Source organism: Streptomyces sp. NPDC007808 (assembly GCF_042868655.1).
Classification (GTDB): domain Bacteria; phylum Actinomycetota; class Actinomycetes; order Streptomycetales; family Streptomycetaceae; genus Streptomyces.
On sequence record NZ_JBIAEQ010000010.1, the window covers coordinates 303,009 to 321,160 of the forward strand.

Genomic DNA, 18,152 nt, shown 5'->3' on the forward strand with positions numbered 1-18,152 from the left:
AGGACCTCAGTGGGACCCGGGGCAGGGGCGGTGAGCGGCGCGGCGACCGTGCCGGAGAGGTTCCGGCGCGCGGCGGGCCGGGGCGGCCTGGAGCTCCTGGTCGAGCCGGGCGCGGAAGGGGGGTACCTGAGCGGACCAGGTGCCGCGGATGGTGAGCGCGGCCTCGACGCGGCTGCGCAGGCCGAGTTTGGTGAGCATGCGGCTCACGTGGGTCTTGACGGTGTTCTCGGAGACCAGCAGTTTCTTGGCGATGTCCATGTTCGACATCCCTTGCCCGACGCACACGAGGACCTGTTGTTCCCGAGGCGTCAGCACCCCGGTGAACTCTTCGCCGAGGGAGTCCGCCCGGGGCGGGGTGTGCCGAGCCGCGGCCCGGACCAGTGGCCGGACCACGGTCGAGTCGAGGAAGCCGCCGCCCTGGGCGATCAGCCGGACGGCGTGCAGGAGTTGGTCGGCCGCCGCGTCCATCGGGAGAAGGCCCACGACGCCGACGGAGAGGGCACGCCACAGGGTGGCACTGTCGGCGTCGGCGGGCGTCAGCAGGAGTACGTCCGTCGACGCGGGTTCGGTGATCGACCGGACCACGGCGGGCTGTTCGAGCTCCGCGCTCGTGCCCTCCAAGACGACGACCTGCGGTGCGAGCTGTCGGCTCAGTCGGGCCGCCTGTGCGGCATGAGCGGCCTGGCCGATCACCGAGAGGTCCGCCGCGCTGTCGAGTATCCGCACGATTCCGGCTCGCGCGAGGCCTCCGGCGCACGCGACCAGCACTTGGATTGTCATACCCCGTTGACCTGTCAGATGTAGGTTCGCGCCTGGAGGCGATGGTCACTCGCCGCGGCCGTTCCGCACTGTGCGATGTTCATCCCAACACGCCCCGGTGCCCGCGTGATCCACCTTGAGGATGACCCCCCGGGTAATCCAAAGAATTAGAAAAGTTCACTGGTCGGAGGGATGCCGGCGGCCGTCCCGTGCCGAGAGGCTGAGGTCGACGAAGAGGGTGGCGGCCCGTACGTCCGGACCGTGCTGCGGCACTTCGACCGGATCCGGGGGGAAGCAGGAGGGCAGGGCGCGCACGCCGGTGAGAGGGGGCGCTCGCCCCACGCGTACGTTTCGCTCCGCACGCCTCCGTCGGCCAGTGATCGCCCCGTCGGCCGCGGCCGCCCGTGCCTGCGCCACGCCCGTCGTCTGTCGACGTCCGTGCGACGGCTCGAGCACCTCGAACCGGCTGCGGTCGGGCCGGTACACGATGCGCAAGGGAGTTGGCATGACACGTGCCCACCATCTGACCGTCCAGTGGTCGGACGCGGTCACGGGTGCTCGGGGCTGGCTCGTCATCGACCGCCTTCGACGCGGCCGCGCCAGTGGCGGGCTGCGGATGCGCCCGGGGTGCACCCTTGCCGAGGTGAGCGATCTAGCGGCCACCATGAGCCTCAAGGAGGCTCTCGTCCACCACCCGGACGACCGCTACCGCCCGTTCGGCGGCGCGAAGGGCGGGATCGACTTCGACCCCGCCGATCCGGCCGCCGAGGGAGTCCTGCGCCGGTTCCTGCGGGCGGTACGCCCGTTGGTGGAGAGTCACTGGGCCACCGGAGAGGACCTGGGGACCCGGCAGTCGCAGATCGACAAGGCCGTGACGGCGGTCGGTCTGCGCTCCTGTGTGCAGGCCGTCCTGCCCCTCGTACCGGACGGCCCGGACATCGCTCTGCGCAGGGTGGAGGACGCCTTCGCCGCCCAGGTGGACGGCCTGGGGCTCGGCGACACGGTCGGTGGCTACGGCGTGGCCCAGGCGACCCTCGCCACGCTCGCCGAGTACGGGGCGGACCCGGGTCGCCAGACGGCGACCGTCCACGGCTTCGGATCCATGGGAGGCGCCGCCGCACGCCATCTCGCGCGTGCCGGGGTCAGGGTCGGCGCGGTGGTCGACCGGCTGGGTGTCGTACACGACGACCGGGGGCTGGACGTCGAGCGGCTGCTGGCCGTCCGCACCCCGGACGGTGTCATTCCCCGTACGGCGCTGCCCGCAGGCTCCTCCACCCTGCCGCTCGATCACTGGACCGCGGTGCCCAGCGACATCCTGGTCACCGCCGCGACGTCGTACGCCGTGGATGCCTCCAACCACCACAGTCTCACCTGCCGCTACCTCGTGGAGGCCGCCAACGTGTCCGTGGTGCCCGAGGCGGAGGCCGCCATCACCGCGCGTGGGGTGACGGTCGTACCGGACTTCCTGGCCAACTCGGCGGCGAACAGCTGGTGGTGGTGGACGCTGTTCGGTGACGTGTCCGCCGACCCCGACCAGGCCCTGGCCAAGATCGAGTCGACGATGCACCGGCTCGCGCACGAGGTGTTCTCGGTCGTGCGTACCACCGGCCTCACCGCCCGCCAGGCCGCCACGGCCCTCGCCGAGGAGCGTGACGCCGCCCTGCGGGCCCTGGAACCGGCCGATCCGCTCGACGGGTAATTCCGGGTCAACTTTAGAACCAGGACCACTCACACCTCTTTACGATCTCTCTCCGCAGCACTGACGTCGCAATCACGAGACGGATAGCGTTGCCGCGTCCTCGTCTAAGCCTTCGGCTTTCTCCGGAGAGCCGGACGACAATTCCCGGGCGCGGCCCCACGGATGAAGATCCCGGCACCGCACCCAAAGGACACGACACAGTGCGAGAAAGGAACCATGCGCTCATGCAGGACATAGCCGAGTACATGAACAACCACCCCGACCTCCAGGGCGACATCGTCGACGCCGACGGTGCCGTCCGCACCGAGATGCTGCCGGTCCTGGCCACCCCGGCCGTCGTCGCGCGGACCGTCCTGGCGACCGTCGCCGCGTACACCGTCACCAGGAACCACATCGGCTAGCAGGCGGCGTCCGCTCATGAACAATCCGTCGGGCCGGAAGCGGAAAAGGCTTCCGGCCCGACGGGCCGGGGAGAATTCCGTGAAACTCGTAAAAAGACTCGGCTCACTGCTTCTCGGGCCGATCCCGGTGTCGCGTGACCGCGCCATCAGCATCTCCGAACGGCTCGCCGCGGCCACCACTCTCACGTCGTCGGTCGAATTCCTGGCGCAGCGCGAAGAGATACGTGAGGGTGGGCTCAACCACTGGGACGTCATACGGCAGGTGAACGCCGAGTCCTCGCCGATCACACGTCGGCTGCTGGACCTGGTCGCCTCGCCTCGCACGACGACCGCCCTGCACCTGGCGCGCACCGCGGTCAGCGCGGGTCTCCTCCTGCACCCCGGCAACAGCCGCTGGCGCGGTGCGGGCAACCTCTTCCTCGGCCTGAGTTCGGTCGCGCTGTACCCCCGGCACCGGTACGGCACGGACGGCTCCGACCAGGTGGCGATCCTCACCCAGCTGTGCACCGGCCTGGCCCGGACCTCCCGATCCCCGCAGACCCAGGACGCCCTGCTCTGGTATCTGGCGGCCCAGTCGAACCTGTCGTACGTGGTCGCGGGGTGGCTCAAGCTCGTGGGCGAGTCCTGGCGGGACGGCTCGGCCCTGCCCGGGATCCTGCGGACCAGGACGTACGGACACGAGCCGTCCTACCGGCTCACCCGCAGGTACCCGCGCGCGTCGAAGGCGCTCACCCACGGCGTACTCGCGCTGGAGTGCCTGTTCCCGCTGGCCTACCTGGGGGGCGGCCGGCTCGCCCGGCCGGTGATCGGCGGCGCGGCCGCGTTCCACGTCACCAACGGCTTCGTGATGGGACTGGGCCGCTTCGTCACGTCGTTCCTGTCGATGCACCCTGCGGTGGCCTACACCTCGGCTCCGAAGGACCACCCGGCCGTCGCCGGCCGCGACGACCGCGCGATGCTCGCCAACGCCCTGCTGATGGCGGGAGCGACCGCGGGGGCCGTCGCCGTCGGTGTGCATCGGCGCCTGCGCGTGGTCGCCGGGTCCGGCTCCTCCCGCCATGTCACGACGCGTCACGGCAACCGGCTGCAGTACGAGTCCGTGGGCGGCGAGGCGAACCAGGAGCGTCCCGTCCTGGTCTTCGCCGCGGGCATGGCCTCGACGCCGGAGCACTTCGCATGGCTCGTGGAGAAGATCGTCGCGGAGGTCGACTGCGAGGCCGTCACCTACGCCCGCGCCGGGTACGCCGGAAGCAGACGCGGCGCCACGACCCCCTTCCGGCTGAGCGAGTCGGTCGACGATCTCGTCGACCTCGTACGAAGCGCGGTGCCCCCGCACCGCAAGGTCGTCCTCGTCGGTCATTCGCTCGGCGGGGAACTCGCCCGGCGTGCCGCCGTCCAGCTCGGCGATCGACTGCACGGCATCGTCTACCTGGACCCCTCCCACCCGGACCAGCTGAACCGCTCGGCGCAGCAGAGCGCGACGGCCCGCAGCTTCGGTGCCTCGCTGTCCCTGATGATCTGGTCGCTGCGCTGCGGGCTCGGTGTGCTCCTGTCGCGCCCGCAGTGGCTCCAGGACCTGCCGCCGAGGTGCCGGCGACGTGTCTTCGACCAGTACGCCGACAGCCGTCTGTGGGAGGCGGGCCGACGCGAGTGGCGTGCCGTGGAGGAGGACTTCCGCGGCTTCACCGGTCCCGTCGGACCCACGCCGGTGCACGCCCTGGTGATCTCCGCCCAGCAGACGGTGGACCGGGATCCGGAACAGTTGCTGATGCACCACGAGCTGGCCGGGGCGCACAGCGGTGAGGGCCGCCACGCCCGGACCGTCGTCCTGGAGGGGGCGACCCACGACTCGATGCTGACGCACGGCAGGTTCGCCACCGAGGCGGGCCGCCACGTGGTCGATTTCCTCAACAGCACGGCCCCGTCGCCCCACCACGCCGGCACGGACGCGGAGAAGGAGCCCCGGCCATGAAACAGCCTCGTACGCTCAGGTCCCTGGCCCGGACCGCGTTCGCCACCCCTGGCGGTGTCGCGCGGGCGGTCGGCGCCGCGGCGCTGGTCGCAACCCTCGCCGTACAGCACCCCAACTCCGCCTTCAGCCGCGTCATCCTGCGGGACAGGTTCTCGCTGCTCCCGAACTGGCGCTTCTTCGCACCGACCCCCGCGATGCACGACTTCCACCTCCTCTACCGGACGCTGGACCTGCAGGGCCGGACGTCGTCGTGGAAGTCGGTGGACGTCATCGAGGGACGGAAGCTGCACCAGATCGTCTGGTTCCCCGGCCGCCGCCCCGAGAAGGCGGTGTTCGACCTCTGCAGCGAACTGCTGCCCGTACTGGACCAGGGCTTCACACAGCTGAGCAAGGCGCCCGCCTACCAGGTGCTCGTGGCCTACCTGCGCAGGTGGATCCGCGCCGACGGGACACCCGCGGCCAAGGGATTCCAGTTCGCGCTCACCCAGGCCACCGGCTTCGACACCGGACACGAACCGGAGATCATCTTCGTCTCCCCGTACCTGGAGACGAGCCCCGACCCGGCCGGCGCCGCGTCGGCACCCCCGAAGGACCGCGCGTACACCTGAGCACCGCCTGTCGGCCCGACCACCGGGCCCGATGAACACGCCGCCCAGGGCGTAGGGGCCCTGGGCGCAGCTACTGCGACCGCGACGCGACGCCAAAGCGCCCCCGTCCTGCAAAGGAGCAGGTCAGGGGCGCTGAGTGGGGTCTGGCTCAGTCCCGTAGGCGCGACGGGATCAGGCCTGCGAAGAGTAGCCGCTGGCGACCAGGCTCCCGTAGGGGATGCCGTTCTTGTAACGCTGGATGGTGACCGAAACCCAGTAGTCCTCCGACACGTCGAAGTTGCAGATCGAGTAGCCGTCAGACGTGTCCTGCGTGGTGGTCGAGTCCGAGCAGGTCCGGATGTCATCCCGAGACCCCTCCCCAGGGAGGTCCCGCCAGAGCGTGGCCTTCACGGAGTAGCCGTCCGCACTCTTGTCCTTCACCCACAGATAGTCGCCATGGGTCTTGAAGGTTGCCGTGCCCCAGCTGGCGGTGGCGGTCACATCGGGCCCGTCCGCGTAGGCCGAGCCCGTCGTTCCGACGGCGATGACGACGCTCGCCGCGATACTCATACCAACCTTTGCCCACATGCTGCGCGTCACGAAATGTTCCCCTTTTTCATGGCAGCTCATCACTATCGAAATGATCTAAGCCGCGCCCTTGACGGCCTGTCAACTAAGGGCAGAACAGCGACGCTTGGGACATCGGCGGGCGAGATCGACTTCTCGCACCTCAGGCACCACGAGCAGACCGACGACCAACGACAGGATCGGCGAGCATCTGAATCTGCTGCAGACACAAGCTGCTTTGAGACAGCCGTATCGTCCCTGAGCGTCGTCCCGAAAATGATCTCTGACGTACCGCATCACCTGCTGGATTCTCCGTCACCCGGTGAGGGTGAGGTTGCGCAGGCGCGCGATGCCGAGCATTGCCGGCGGAAGGCGTCGTGTTCCTCTTTCCGAGCCGGCAGGCCGCCTCTTGCAGATCGCCAGGATTTAGGCGTCTTTGCATGCCTTGATCAGCCCTCGAAGCTGGTCACCATCCAGCTCTGGGATCGCCTTGTGATCGAGCTCGGGCGGCTTCAGGTTCAGGAGCTGGTCGCTGTCGCGAAGACGCTGGCCGTTGGCCGCTCGCGAACCGGGCGCGGTCTGCCTCTGCCTCCTCGCACCACCACAGGAAGGCACGCACCCCGTCGCCCGTAGACCCTCAGGGTCTGCGCACTCTTCCGCTCAGCGGCGAGGTGACGTGGCCAGAAGTCGAGGCGTGAGGCTCTATCCGGATATACGAACGCACCGCAAGCATGCCAGGGCTGATATCGGGAGTGGCAGCGCCGTGCTGGCACAGCAAAGCGCCCCCGACCCGCAAAGCAGCAGGTCAGGGGCGCCGGAGCGAATCTGGCTCAGTCCAGGTAATCGCGCAGTACCTGCGACCGCGACGGGTGGCGCAGCTTCGACATGGTCTTGGACTCGATCTGGCGGATGCGCTCACGCGTGACGCCGTACACCTTGCCGATCTCGTCGAGGGTCTTCGGCTGACCGTCGGTGAGACCGAAGCGCATCGAGACGACGCCCGCCTCGCGCTCGGACAGGGTGTCGAGGACCGAGTGCAGCTGCTCCTGGAGGAGCGTGAAGCTGACCGCGTCGGCCGGGACGACGGCCTCGGAGTCCTCGATGAGGTCACCGAACTCGCTGTCGCCGTCCTCACCCAGCGGGGTGTGCAGCGAGATGGGCTCGCGGCCGTACTTCTGGACCTCGATGACCTTCTCGGGGGTCATGTCGAGTTCCTTGGCCAGCTCCTCCGGGGTGGGCTCGCGACCCAGGTCCTGGAGCATCTGGCGCTGCACGCGCGCGAGCTTGTTGATGACCTCGACCATGTGCACCGGGATACGGATGGTGCGGGCCTGGTCGGCCATCGCGCGGGTGATCGCCTGGCGGATCCACCAGGTGGCGTACGTGGAGAACTTGTAGCCCTTGGTGTAGTCGAACTTCTCGACCGCGCGGATCAGACCGAGGTTGCCCTCCTGGATGAGGTCCAGGAAGAGCATGCCGCGGCCGGTGTAGCGCTTGGCCAGGGAGACCACCAGACGGAGGTTGGCCTCCAGGAGGTGGTTCTTGGCGCGGCGGCCGTCCTCGGCGATGATCTCCAGCTCGCGCTTGAGCTTGGGGGCCAGCTTGTCGGCGTTGGACAGCTTGTCCTCGGCGAACAGACCCGCCTCGATGCGCTTGGCGAGCTCGACCTCCTGCTCGGCGTTGAGCAGCGGGACCTTGCCGATCTGCTTGAGGTAGTCCTTGACCGGGTCGGCGGTGGCGCCGGCCGCGGCGACCTGCTGCGCGGGCGCGTCGTCCTCGTCCTCGTCGGAGAGCACGAAACCGGCACTCTCGGTGCCCTCGGGCTCCTCGCCGGGCTTGGCGTCCTCGAGGACCTCGTCCTCGATCAGCTCGACGTCGTCCTTCTTGGCGGTGGTCTTCTTGGCCGCCGTCTTCTTCGCGGCCGTCGTCTTCTTCGTGGCCGCCTTCTTGGCGGTCGTCTTCTTGGCGGCGGCCTTCTTGGCCGGGGTCTCGTCCTCGGCGGCGGTTTCGGCGGCGGGCGCCGCAGGGGTGGCGGCGGCGGTGGCCTTCTTGGTGGTCACCGTCTTGGCCGCGACCGTCTTGGTGGCGGTGCGCTTGGCCGGACTCTTCGCTGCGACGCTCTTTCGTGTGCGCTTTGGTTCCGCGGCACTGACCATCAGCGTCACACCCTCTTCCTCGAGGATCTGGTTGAGGCTGCGCAGTACGTTCTTCCACTGAGTGGCCGGAATCTGGTCGGCTTCGAAGGCCCGACGCACATCGTCGCCGGCGATCTGCCCCTCAGCCTTTCCCCGCTCGATCAGAGCCATGACAGAGACGGACTCGGCGATCTCCGGCGGGAGCGTACGGGATGTGCTGGCCGACACGAACAACCTCTCGGAACGTTGGAAAACGGCTTCCGGCCCCGTCCACGATGGACAGGAGCCGACCACCGACCTGGGGATGGGCCGACGGCGCGGGCGGGGGCCGGGAAGATGCACAGCGCCTTGAGCGGCGTCCGTATTCCCTCCTCGGCTGTCACCTCTTAGGTCATCGCGTTGTTTCCCCGAGCGTTACGCCCAATCTGCGTGGCCCGAGTCACATCCCGTAACCGATCAAAAACGATCAGACGTAGACATACCCGGTCATTCACAGTTTGCCCCATGCACTGTACGGCGATCCACCGCCTCGTCGCGCCGTCGGACCCGCAGGATCCGTGCTGGATCCTGCGGGTCCGACGGGAGAGGGTACGCAAACCGATCGACACCCCAGGAGGGGGGAGGCGTCCTTCAGTCGCGCACCCCGGGGGTGAGGTCAGTGCTCACGGGGTGCGGGCACCACGCGCTCGACCTCGGGGTGGACCGTGAGCAGCTGACGCATGGCGGTCTCGGCGGCCGCTCCGTCGCCGGTGGCGAGGGCGTCGACGATCCTGCCGTGCAGCGCCAGCGAGGTCTCGTTCGGCCGGTCGCAGCCCGTGACAGGGCCGCCGGAGACCTGGAGGGCGGCCGAGACGATTCCCGACAGGTGCTCCAGCATGCGGTTGCCCGCCACCTGGATGAGCAGCGAATGGAACTCGGCGTCGGCGCGGGAGAAGGTGAGGACGTCACCCTGCCCCATCGCGTGACCCATGATCTCGACCATGTCGCCCAGCCGCTGCTGGACGTCGTCGCGCCCGTGCCCGGCGGCGAGGCGGGCGGCCAGCGGCTCGATCGTCCAGCGCAGCTCGCTCAGCTCCCGGCGCTGGTCGTCTCGCTGCGGCCCGAAGGCCCGCCACTCGATGATGTCCGGGTCGAGGAGGTTCCAGTCACTGACGGGGCGCACGCGCGTGCCGACGTTCGGCCGGGCGCTGACCAGGCCCTTGGCCTCCAGGACGCGGAGCGACTCGCGGACGACGGTGCGGGAGACCTCGAATCGCTGCCCGATCTCCTCGGGCACGAGCGGACGGTCGGCACCGAGGTCGCCGGAAACGATCATCTGGCCGAGCTGCTGAACGAGTTGGCCGTGCAGCCCGCGTCCGCGGCTGCCCGCGGCACGCCGGCCGACACGGCCCAGCTCCGGGTCCGCGCTCTCCCAGGCGGATGCTCCGACGCGGTCGGCGACGGATGCCTCGGCGTAGGGGTAGCGGTCGAGATCGCCCGGGCCGGCAAGACCGGAGTCGGTGGCGCGGGCGGCGGTCATCATGGTGTGCGCAAGGGTACTCACGGATCCTTTGTCGGCGCCGTCTCCAACTCCCTTGAGGTCTTTGGTGAAAAGCACACGAAAGGGTGATCGCTCACCCCGTCGCAATTGACGCCTTATCGGAAAGAATTGGGCTTTCCCGGGGAGTTGTGCGCAGGACGGAATCAGGCAGGGGCGGGGACGGTCGTCATCGGACCCTGCTCCGCAGGGTCGTGAGCAGATAGGCACTGAGCAGGGCGGCCAGCGACAACGTCAGCGCACCACCGACGGGTTGGGCGATCACGCGTGCGACGGCGGCCAGGTAGCGCTCGCCCCCGAAGGGCCACTGGGAGAGCAGCACCTCTCGCACCCGCAGCGGGAACCCCGCCGCCGTCCGCACGGACGGCCCTTCCATGATCTTCTGCACCAGGGGTACGAGGAGGACGGGCACGGAGACCACCGCGGCGAGCCCGGCCGTGGTCGAGCGGAAGAGGCCCGCCGCCAGCACGCCGGCCCACGCGCAGCCGACCATGAGCCCGATCCAACTGACGCTCAGCGAAAGCCAGTCCGCGGGAACCTCCGCGAGCTCCCGTCCGTAGACGAGGTAGAGCATCTCGATGTCGCAGCCCACGGTGAGGACGGCCAGCACCAGCGCGGCGACGGAGGTGACGAGCAGCTTGGCGACGAGCAACCCCAGGCGGCGGGGCACGGTGCCGCGATCCGCGGCCAGGGCGGGGTGGCGGAACTCGTCGCCGAACGCGATCGCACCGAGCAGCCCGGCCCCGAGCGCCGCGGGCGGCAACGGCAGCTCCTGCGGCCACGCCACGTACAGCCGCGGCCGCGGAGTGTGTCCGACCCGGGCCAGCAGGACGGCGGTGACGGCGGACACCACGAGCACGGCGGCACAGGTGAGAAAACCCGTACCGACACCGGCGGCGCGACGGATCTCGTAGCGCAGGGGTCGCAGGGGGCTGGGGGCGGAGCGGACGGAGATGGGAGGCGGCAGATCGGGAAGGCGGTCGGCGGAGGAGGTCGACGAGCGTGAGCCGGAGGTCTGGGTCTTTGTCGCGGTGCCTGTTGCGCAGCGTCCCGCCGTGTCCGTCCCCGCATCGGTCGCCGACTCGTCCGGAGTCGACTCGGTCTCGCCGGGGATCGGCTCGGCCTTGGCGGGGATCGGCTCGGCCTTGGCGGGGATCGGGTCGGCCTTGACCGTGGCCGTCGCTGTGGCCGTGAGCTCGTCGACCCCGGCCTCCGTGGGGGCGTCCGCCGGGCGGCTCGGCCCCATGTCGCCGATCTCGTCCGCCAGTTGATGCACGAGCACTCCGTGCCGAAACGCGATCTCCCCGATGGCGGCGCAGGTACTGCCGTACACGGAGAGCCGGTTGCCGCCCTCGCGCACCACCTCGACGCTGCGCCGTGCAGCGCGTGCCTCCTTGGTGAGCAGGGCGGCGAGGCGGGAGGCATGCGGGGTGCGGACGGCGACACGGGGGCGCAGCCGGGTTCGCGCGAAGTCGGCGGCCTCCTGGTCGGCGACGAGTCTGCCCCGTTCCAGCGTGACGACCCGGTCGGCGGTGCGTGCGGCCTCCTTGGGGTCGGTAGTGGTCAGCAGGACCGTGCCGCCCTGGGTCGCGTGCGCCCGCAGCATGCCGTACAACCAACGGCTCTCACGTGTCGAGAGCCCGTCCGCGGGGGCGTCGAGGACGAGGGTGTGCGGGTCTGCCAGCAGGGCGCAGGCCAGGCCCAGCCGGCGGTCCATGCCGCGCGAGAGGGTCCCGAGGCGCTCGTCCCGCAGACTGACGAGACCGACCACCTCCAGGACTTCGTCGGCGCGGCGTGCCGGAACGCCCGCGGCGGCACACAGCATGCGCAGATGGCCGCGGACCGTGCGGGCCGGGTGGCCGGGGACGTCCCCCAGCAGTACGCCGACCTCACGCGACGGATGGGCGATGCGGTGCAAGGGGCGCCCCCTGAAGTAGGTGATCCCACGGCCCCGTTGAAGTTCGAGCATGAGTCTGAGCGCCGTCGACTTACCCGCACCCGACGCCCCGAGCAGCGCGGTGACATGCCCCGCGCGCGCCTCGAAGGAGACGTCGTCGACGGCGGGAGGAAGCTCCTTGCGAGGGTCGCTGGTCAACCCGATGGCCTGGATCACCCTCAGCAAGATAGCGCGTTATGTCCGTTTTTCCGGGCAGCGCAAGGCCCGCTACCCGGACGGCAGGTCTGTCCGGCCGGATCCCTGCCCGGCCTTGTTCGCCCCCGACGACGCCCTTCGCGGGCCCGGATCGGCACTCTTCCATCCGGCCCGGCGTGGGTTCTGGGCTGCGGTGTCAGACCTCGGGGCGCAGCATCGGCGGGTTGAGCAGCGTCGCTCCACCGGCCCGGAAGAGCTGGGCGGGGCGGCCGCCCTGGCGCGTGGTCGTACCTCCGGTGGGGACGAGGAAGCCCGGCGTGCCGGTCACCTTGCGGTGGAAGTTGCGGGGGTCAAGGGCCACACCCCACACCGCTTCGTAGACCCGGCGCAGCTCCCCCACGGTGAACTCGGCGGGGCAGAACGCAGTGGCCAGCGACGAGTACTCGATCTTCGAGCGGGCTCGCTCCACCCCGTCGGCCAGGATCTGGGCGTGGTCGAAGGCGAGCGGCGCGACCGGTTCGCCGTCGCGGCCGTAACCGCCCTGCTGCAACAACTCGTCCACGGGCGCCCAGCGGGCATTGCTGGCGTCGCCTCCCGCCCGGGGAGCGGGCAGGTCTGGCGCGAGCGCGAGGTGGGCGACGCTGACCACACGCATCCGCGGGTCCCGCTTGGGGTCACCGTAGGTCGCCAGCTGCTCCAGGTGGGCGCCGTTGTCCTGCACGGGGACGGAAGGGTCGTGGGCGCGCAGCCCGGTCTCCTCGGCCAACTCGCGCGCCGCCGCCTGCGCCAGATCCTCGTCGGCCCTCACGAACCCGCCGGGCAGTGCCCAGCGCCCCTGGAACGGCGGTTCGCCCCTGCGTACCGCCAACGCGCACAGAGCATGGCGGCGCACGGTCAGCACGACCAGGTCCACGGTGACGGCAAAGGGCGGAAAGGCTGACGGGTCGTAGGGCATGCCGCGATCATAGTCGTCTGCTTGACGATAAACACTCCCTTCACTGGCCTCAGCGGCGGCTGATCCATTTCCGTCCGGTATGCGCCCCGCCCTCTCGTCCTGTGCTGCGCTGTGTGGTGTCGTCCGAGGTCAGACCCGCAGTTGCAGCCCGTCGGCCGCCTCCTCGACCATGGCGAGACCCAGCCTGCTGACGCGTACGGCGAAGGGCGCACCGGCCACCCGCAAGCCCGTCAGGACGATCTCCCCTACAGGCGCGCTGCGCATCGGCCGCAACGTCACCGTCCCCCCGGGGACGTCCGGGCGGATGCCCGCGAGCGTCATCAGCAGCAGCACCCCGGCTGCCGCCGCCGTGGCCGCAGGACGACAGGCCGCGGGATGCGGGAGCGGGGCACTCCCGTCGGTGCGCTGCTCCCCCGCGTACATCTCGGGCAACCGGTGGTCGAACGACTCCGCCGCCGCCAGCACCCCTCGCAGCAGTGCGCTCGCCTCCTTCTCGTAGTCGGCGGCGGCCAGGCCCGCCACGGCGAGGGCCGTCTCGTGGACCCGCACCGCACCGGTGCGATGACCGAACGGGTTGTGGCCCGGCTCCTTGGCACCCAGTCCGCGCAGGCCCCAACCCGAATCCATGGCCGGACCGCCGAGCAGCCGGGCGAGCTGTTCCGTCCGCACCCTGTCGAGCAAGCCGGGCGCCTGCTCTCCCCCGCCCAGCAGACCGGTGTCGAGGAGATGGGCGGCGGCAGCGCCCAGATGCGGGACGAGGCGTCCGTCGGGGGTTCGGGCAGCCGCGGGGCGCCCGCCGCCCACGTCGTCGATCCAGAAGTCCTCGCGGAACGCCGACCGCAGCGCACCTGCCCAGGCGCGCAGCTCGGCACCGCCCGGTCTTCCGCAGGCGTCGAGGAGGTCGGCACCGAGCAGGGCCGCACGGTGGGCGTGGGCCTGGGTCTCGCAGCGGACGGGACCATCGGGGTGCGGGTCGCGCAGATACGTGCCGTCGCCCGTGGTCGTCCGCAGCCAGCTCAGGCATCGCTCGGCCACGGGGAGGAGCTCCTCGGTGTCGGCGTCGGACATGCCCCAGCGTCGGGCCTCCGCGAGCAGCGTGGGAAAGAGCAGCGTGGCCTCCGTACCCGTGCAGCTCGGCGGCAGATGCGTGCCGGCGTCCCGTATCGGGCCGGGAATCATCCCGAACTTGCGCCCCTGCGTTCGGTGTTGGCTGCGGGCGAGGGTGCGCAGCGTGCCCACCGCAAGCCGGGTACCCAGGGGCAGGGCCACCCGGGCCGCGGCGAGGGCCTCAGCCGGAGCCATGCCGCAGCGCCAGGGCACCCCGGCGGCCAGATGCATGTCGGCGGGGTGCGCGGGGTCGCGCAGCAGAAGGGCCTGGAGGTCCTCGATACTCGTCCGCAGGAGTGCCTCCACCCTGGGGTCGTCACCGGTGGCCCGCGCGGGCGCCAGCGGGCTGGTCGCCGCCCGGCCCACAGCCCGCACGGGGCCCGCCCCGTCCTGGCGAACGCGCAGCTCGATGGTCGCGCTGCCGCCCGGGGTCAGGGCCAACTCCCAGCGCAGCAGCCCCGCGGAGGCCAGCGCGTCGGTGGGGGGCGGGTCGGCCGTCACCGCCGCGCAGCCCACCGAGGACGTCCAGCGCAGACCGGAGTCATGGACGGTGGCGGCCAGTTCCGGCCCCGTGTTGCCGCAGGCGATCGCGCCCAGATCGGCCAGGTCCGTGCCGAGGGAGATCTCTACCGGCACGCGCAGCGGACGCAGGCCCGTACTGTGCAGCACGATTCGCTCGCTGCCGTCGGCGTGTCGGGTTCGCTCGACGACGACGTCCGGGTCGGGTCCGGCCTGCGGAGAAACGCTCAAGGTGCCCACGAATCTGGCGCAGTCGGCCGACATCATCCGTGCCTGCACCGGGAGTGGTTCTCGCCCGGCCACCCGGACCCGGCAGCGCGAGAGAACGCGACGCCCCGCGCGATAGAACCCGTCCAACCCGTGTCCGGTCAACTGCCCCGAATGCGTGGAGATGGCGAGACCCGGTAGGGCGACGCAGATCATCGCGTCGTGGGTTGAGGGCAAGGAAGCGGGTCGCCGAAAGCTCGACGGTGGACGAGGCGAGGGCGCGCTTGTCGGTGGGGAGGAGCCCCAGTCGTAGCGGGCCTGCGGTGGTGATGTGTCGCCCTGGCTCGGGGATGAGCGGGGTGTCGGGGGCTTCGGAAGGCTCGGGGGGCACGGGGGGCTCGGAGGGGGACTCGGGGCCGGGAGGGTGGCGGGGTTGGGCGAGGTCGCTGAGATGGCAGGAGGGGCTGGAGAGGCCGCGGCGCTTGGAAAGGCAGGAGGAGCTTGAGAGGCATGAGGGGTTGGAGAGACCGCGGTAATTGATGTTGGCGACCTCGCCGGGCTTGTGGGCCTTGTCGGCTGCAGCGGCAGCGTGGCGCGCCCCTGCCGCGAGTATGGGCGAGCGTCCTGACCGGCCGACGGACGCCAGACCGTAGAGGGCGTTGGTTCCGTCGATCCGGCCGCGAGCCACCGTGGCTCCTCGGTTTCCTCATCAGGTCGCTGCCCGTGCGCCGCCGAAGCCTGAAGGGACCAGCCCCGGCCGTTCGGCGCCGAACCCTGCGACGGCTCGCTCGGCGACCTGGGCGGGAGCGTCGCTGGGGAGCCCCCGGCCGAAAGGTGCCCCGTATCCAGCCTGCGGGGGGTCATCGATCCGCCGGTCGTCTCGCGATCGTCGGCGGCAGGGGAGGCGGGAGTCGGCTGTGGCATGGGGCGGCTTCCTCTGCGCTCGTCGCGCCTCGGGCGTCCGCGGCGCCGGCTGGGGGATCCGGAGTGACAGGGGCTGTGAGGCGGCACGGCCGGTCCGGGCGTTCCGCCACTCAGGTGAACGGGGAGGAACTCCTCCAGGTCACGGGCGGGACGGAGTGACCCCTGCGCACGCAGCTGGCCGTGGCGCCCGGGAGAGCGGACGCCGTGCCGGAGCCGCTCCACGAGGAGGGCTCCTTGCACAAGCCGGAACAACGGCCGCCGCTTCTCGGCCCGCGCCGACGCGTCGCCCCACAGCCACCACGTGCGGTTTGAGTCAAGTCGCCACGTGTGCTGTCGATCGGGCCGCCGCGTGCGGTGTCGACCAGGCTGCCGCAGGGTGTGTCGGCCGCCCCACCGGGTGAGGTACCGACCAAGCCACCGCCTGCGGCAGACGTCATGGCGCGGAAGTTCGTCAACTGTCCGCTCATACCGACTCACGTCTCCCCCTCGTCGCTGAGCGCTTCGGGACGGATGACCTCGGATCGCGCCTGACGCCGGCGCTCGGGCCCCTTCTTCGGGCTACGCTGAGCCGGGTTCTTGGAAGCGCGTGGAGCGGTGCCGGCACCCGGCCGTTGTGCTCCGAGACGCGTACCCGAGGCACGCGTGCGAGTGACACCCGCGGCCCGCGCCCGCCCGGCTGCCCCGGCGGGGCGAGGGGAACCGCCGGTCGAGGCCGAGAGCTGCACGGACCGTGGACGACCACTCTCCTCGCACGGTGCGGGCGTGGCCTTCACTGCCCGGCCCCGTACGGGCTCTTCGGCGTCCTCCACCTCATCGAGCCGCCTCTCACCCGCCGGCTGAGCGTCCGGTCGCTCGGCTTCGGTCCGCCCCGCACGCGCTGCCACCACAGTCGTCGACTCCGCGGTCGTACGCCCGGCGTCCGTCCGCTGAGCCGGCTCGTTCCCCTCGCGGCTCAGGCGTTCCCTGCGCAGGCAGCGGCGGATCGACTCCGGATCGAGCCCCTCGTTGCAGGCCTGGTGCAGGAGGCGGGCGAAGAGGTATTCGGAGTCGGCGCCGAGCGCCATGGCAAGGGCTTCCCTGGCCTCCAGTTCGTCACCGGTGGACCAGGCGACCCAGCCCGCGAGCGTCAGTGGCGGCGCTGCGTGCTCGCTGTACGGTCCGACACAACGGCGCGCAAGGGCCCGCCAGAGTCGCAGGGCCGGCCCGGCCTCGTCGCCCTCCATCCACTCGGCCGCGCGGTCGCGGGTCGTACGATCCTGCAGGCCCAGAATGAGCCTCGCGGCTTCGTCGTGCGTGAGTAGTTCGTCGTCGCGCAGATCAGCGGCGAGGGTCCCCGAGACGGGCGTGGCCGCGGCAAACCGGCTCATGAGCCGCTCGGCCAGACTCAGCGTCTCCTCCGCCACACCCATCCGTGCGAAGTCATCGAGGATCCTGGGGACCAGCGCCATGCCCGCAGCGTCGAGGGCGACTTCCTGTTCCAGGGCGGCAGCGGTCTCCCAGGGCATCAGCCTGGCCCGCAACTCGCGCAATGTACCCCGCACCTGAAGTCCGGCGTATGTGGCTGCGGCGGCCAGCACGGACGTACCGGGTAGGCCCATCGGCCGCCCCTCGGGCGGGCAGCACTCGACCTTGTCGCAGCAGTAGGACCAGAAACGGCCGTCCGAGATGCACAGCGCCTCGATCACCGGAACATCAAGGCTGCCGCACGCGATGCGCATCTGCTGGGCCAACGGGCGCAGCCGCTCCATGACCTGTCGGCCGGTTCGGCCCTGCGGTGGTTCCTGACACAGGAAGGCGACCATCTGCTCAGGTCGGGCTCCTCTGCGCTCGCTTCCCCTCATCAGTCCGTGAACCAACTGCCGGGCAGCAGACTCCCAGTCGTCCGCGTTCGCGGGGATGCCGAGCCGGGCGCGACCGCCGAACCGGCCGCGGCCGTCCCGCTCGTGCAGGGCGACGAGCACGATGCTGTCCTCGGGGCGGTATCCGAGGAGATACGGCAGCGCGTCGGCCAGTTCGTCCGGGGTGCGCAGGGTGACTTGATGCTCCGCCGGGTGTTCGCCGAATGCGGCCACGTCGGGCTGCTCGGCTGGTCGGGAGCACCCGGGGGACTTGTCACAACCCTGCGCCTCATTGCCCTCATTGGGCTCATGCCCCTCGCCCTCGTGGAACTTACTCGGCTCATGCCCGTCGAGCGCTCCAGCGGACGCGTCCTCAGAGCGCTGACCCACCTCCTCATGCGCGCGGTCCCGATCGGCCGCCCCCGTGGCGGACTGCCGTTCAGAGTCCACGATGTCCTCGTTCTCAGAAGATCCGGTCGTTTCGCTGTGCTTCGTCATGCACCGACGATCTCGCGGATCGCGAGGCTCCGCTTTCCCCTGTGGATAAGTCCGACCAGGGACACGACAACCCTGTGATCCACAGGCACGGCAGTGAGCAACTTCCCGCGAACAGAGGCCAGTTCAGTAAAAGCCGAACGGAAGGACCGGGCCGGGGCATGCACGCTGGTTCCGACAGGTTCGATCTGGACATGACGCGTGCGCACCGGAACCGCGCCGGCCCACTGGCTACGGCCTCGTCCCTCGACCCCTTCAGCGAGCGCCACCTCATTGGATGTCTCTGACCGATCGGTGATCTTCGACATCCTCACCGACTCGACGCATGGTGGCGGCGGGTTGCGGGGACTTCGCGACG

Annotated in this window: 13 protein-coding genes; 4 read left to right on the forward strand and 9 right to left on the reverse strand. The window is 70.5% G+C overall.

All coding sequences use genetic code 11. The features are described from left to right. Positions 1 to 6 precede the first annotated feature (6 nt). Both ACFYNL_RS34505 and ACFYNL_RS34510 read right to left on the reverse strand, forming a co-directional pair. Positions 7 to 780, reverse strand: coding sequence for a LuxR C-terminal-related transcriptional regulator (locus ACFYNL_RS34505; protein WP_388810686.1), 774 nt, complete (start codon positions 778 to 780; stop codon positions 7 to 9). A 156-nt stretch (positions 781 to 936) separates the two neighbouring features. After that, complete coding sequence (locus tag ACFYNL_RS34510; protein ID WP_388810689.1) at positions 937 to 1,266, reverse strand: hypothetical protein; 330 nt, start codon at positions 1,264 to 1,266, stop codon at positions 937 to 939. On the opposite strand from ACFYNL_RS34510, the gene ACFYNL_RS34515 reads away from it, so the two are divergent. The 4 genes from ACFYNL_RS34515 to ACFYNL_RS34530 all read left to right on the forward strand — a co-directional run bounded on the left by ACFYNL_RS34515 (position 1,265) and on the right by ACFYNL_RS34530 (position 5,439). Beyond that, positions 1,265 to 2,458 (forward strand): Glu/Leu/Phe/Val dehydrogenase dimerization domain-containing protein, encoded by a 1,194-nt coding sequence (locus ACFYNL_RS34515; RefSeq protein WP_388810691.1) that lies wholly within the window; start codon positions 1,265 to 1,267, stop codon positions 2,456 to 2,458. The genes ACFYNL_RS34510 and ACFYNL_RS34515 overlap by 2 nt on opposite strands. Before the next feature lie 224 nt (positions 2,459 to 2,682). After that, entirely contained in the window at positions 2,683 to 2,859 is a 177-nt protein-coding gene (locus ACFYNL_RS34520) for a hypothetical protein (RefSeq protein ID WP_388810694.1), read from the forward strand. 79 nt (positions 2,860 to 2,938) lie between these two features. Continuing rightward, positions 2,939 to 4,831, forward strand: coding sequence for an alpha/beta fold hydrolase (locus tag ACFYNL_RS34525; RefSeq protein ID WP_388810697.1), 1,893 nt, complete (start codon positions 2,939 to 2,941; stop codon positions 4,829 to 4,831). After that, entirely contained in the window at positions 4,828 to 5,439 is a 612-nt protein-coding gene (locus ACFYNL_RS34530; protein ID WP_388810699.1) for a hypothetical protein, read from the forward strand. The genes ACFYNL_RS34525 and ACFYNL_RS34530 overlap by 4 nt, the downstream gene beginning before the upstream one ends. Positions 5,440 to 5,610: 171 nt before the next feature. On the opposite strand, the gene ACFYNL_RS34535 is transcribed toward ACFYNL_RS34530, so the two are convergent. The 7 genes from ACFYNL_RS34535 to ACFYNL_RS34565 all read right to left on the reverse strand — a co-directional run bounded on the left by ACFYNL_RS34535 (position 5,611) and on the right by ACFYNL_RS34565 (position 17,797). After that, positions 5,611 to 5,988 carry a hypothetical protein gene (locus ACFYNL_RS34535; protein ID WP_388810702.1) on the reverse strand — a complete coding sequence of 126 codons (378 nt, stop codon included), beginning with the start codon at positions 5,986 to 5,988 and terminating at the stop codon, positions 5,611 to 5,613. Between the two features lie 827 nt (positions 5,989 to 6,815). After that, the gene (locus ACFYNL_RS34540) at positions 6,816 to 8,348 is read right to left on the reverse strand and encodes an RNA polymerase sigma factor (RefSeq protein WP_388810704.1); all 1,533 of its coding nucleotides are present in this window, start codon (positions 8,346 to 8,348) and stop codon (positions 6,816 to 6,818) included. A gap of 427 nt (positions 8,349 to 8,775) precedes the next feature. Then, the gene (locus ACFYNL_RS34545; RefSeq protein WP_388810707.1) at positions 8,776 to 9,663 is read right to left on the reverse strand and encodes a FadR/GntR family transcriptional regulator; all 888 of its coding nucleotides are present in this window, start codon (positions 9,661 to 9,663) and stop codon (positions 8,776 to 8,778) included. A 163-nt stretch (positions 9,664 to 9,826) separates the two neighbouring features. Beyond that, entirely contained in the window at positions 9,827 to 11,770 is a 1,944-nt protein-coding gene (locus ACFYNL_RS34550; protein WP_388810710.1) for an ATP-binding cassette domain-containing protein, read from the reverse strand. Between the two features lie 175 nt (positions 11,771 to 11,945). Beyond that, a complete protein-coding gene (locus ACFYNL_RS34555; protein ID WP_388810712.1) occupies positions 11,946 to 12,704 on the reverse strand; it encodes an NUDIX domain-containing protein in 759 nt (252 codons plus the stop codon). A gap of 129 nt (positions 12,705 to 12,833) precedes the next feature. Beyond that, positions 12,834 to 14,753: a glycogen debranching N-terminal domain-containing protein gene (locus tag ACFYNL_RS34560; protein WP_388810715.1), complete on the reverse strand. Its 1,920-nt coding sequence runs from the start codon at positions 14,751 to 14,753 to the stop codon at positions 12,834 to 12,836. A gap of 1,181 nt (positions 14,754 to 15,934) precedes the next feature. Further along, the gene (locus ACFYNL_RS34565; RefSeq protein ID WP_388810717.1) at positions 15,935 to 17,797 is read right to left on the reverse strand and encodes a DUF4192 domain-containing protein; all 1,863 of its coding nucleotides are present in this window, start codon (positions 17,795 to 17,797) and stop codon (positions 15,935 to 15,937) included. Positions 17,798 to 18,152: the final 355 nt, after the last annotated feature.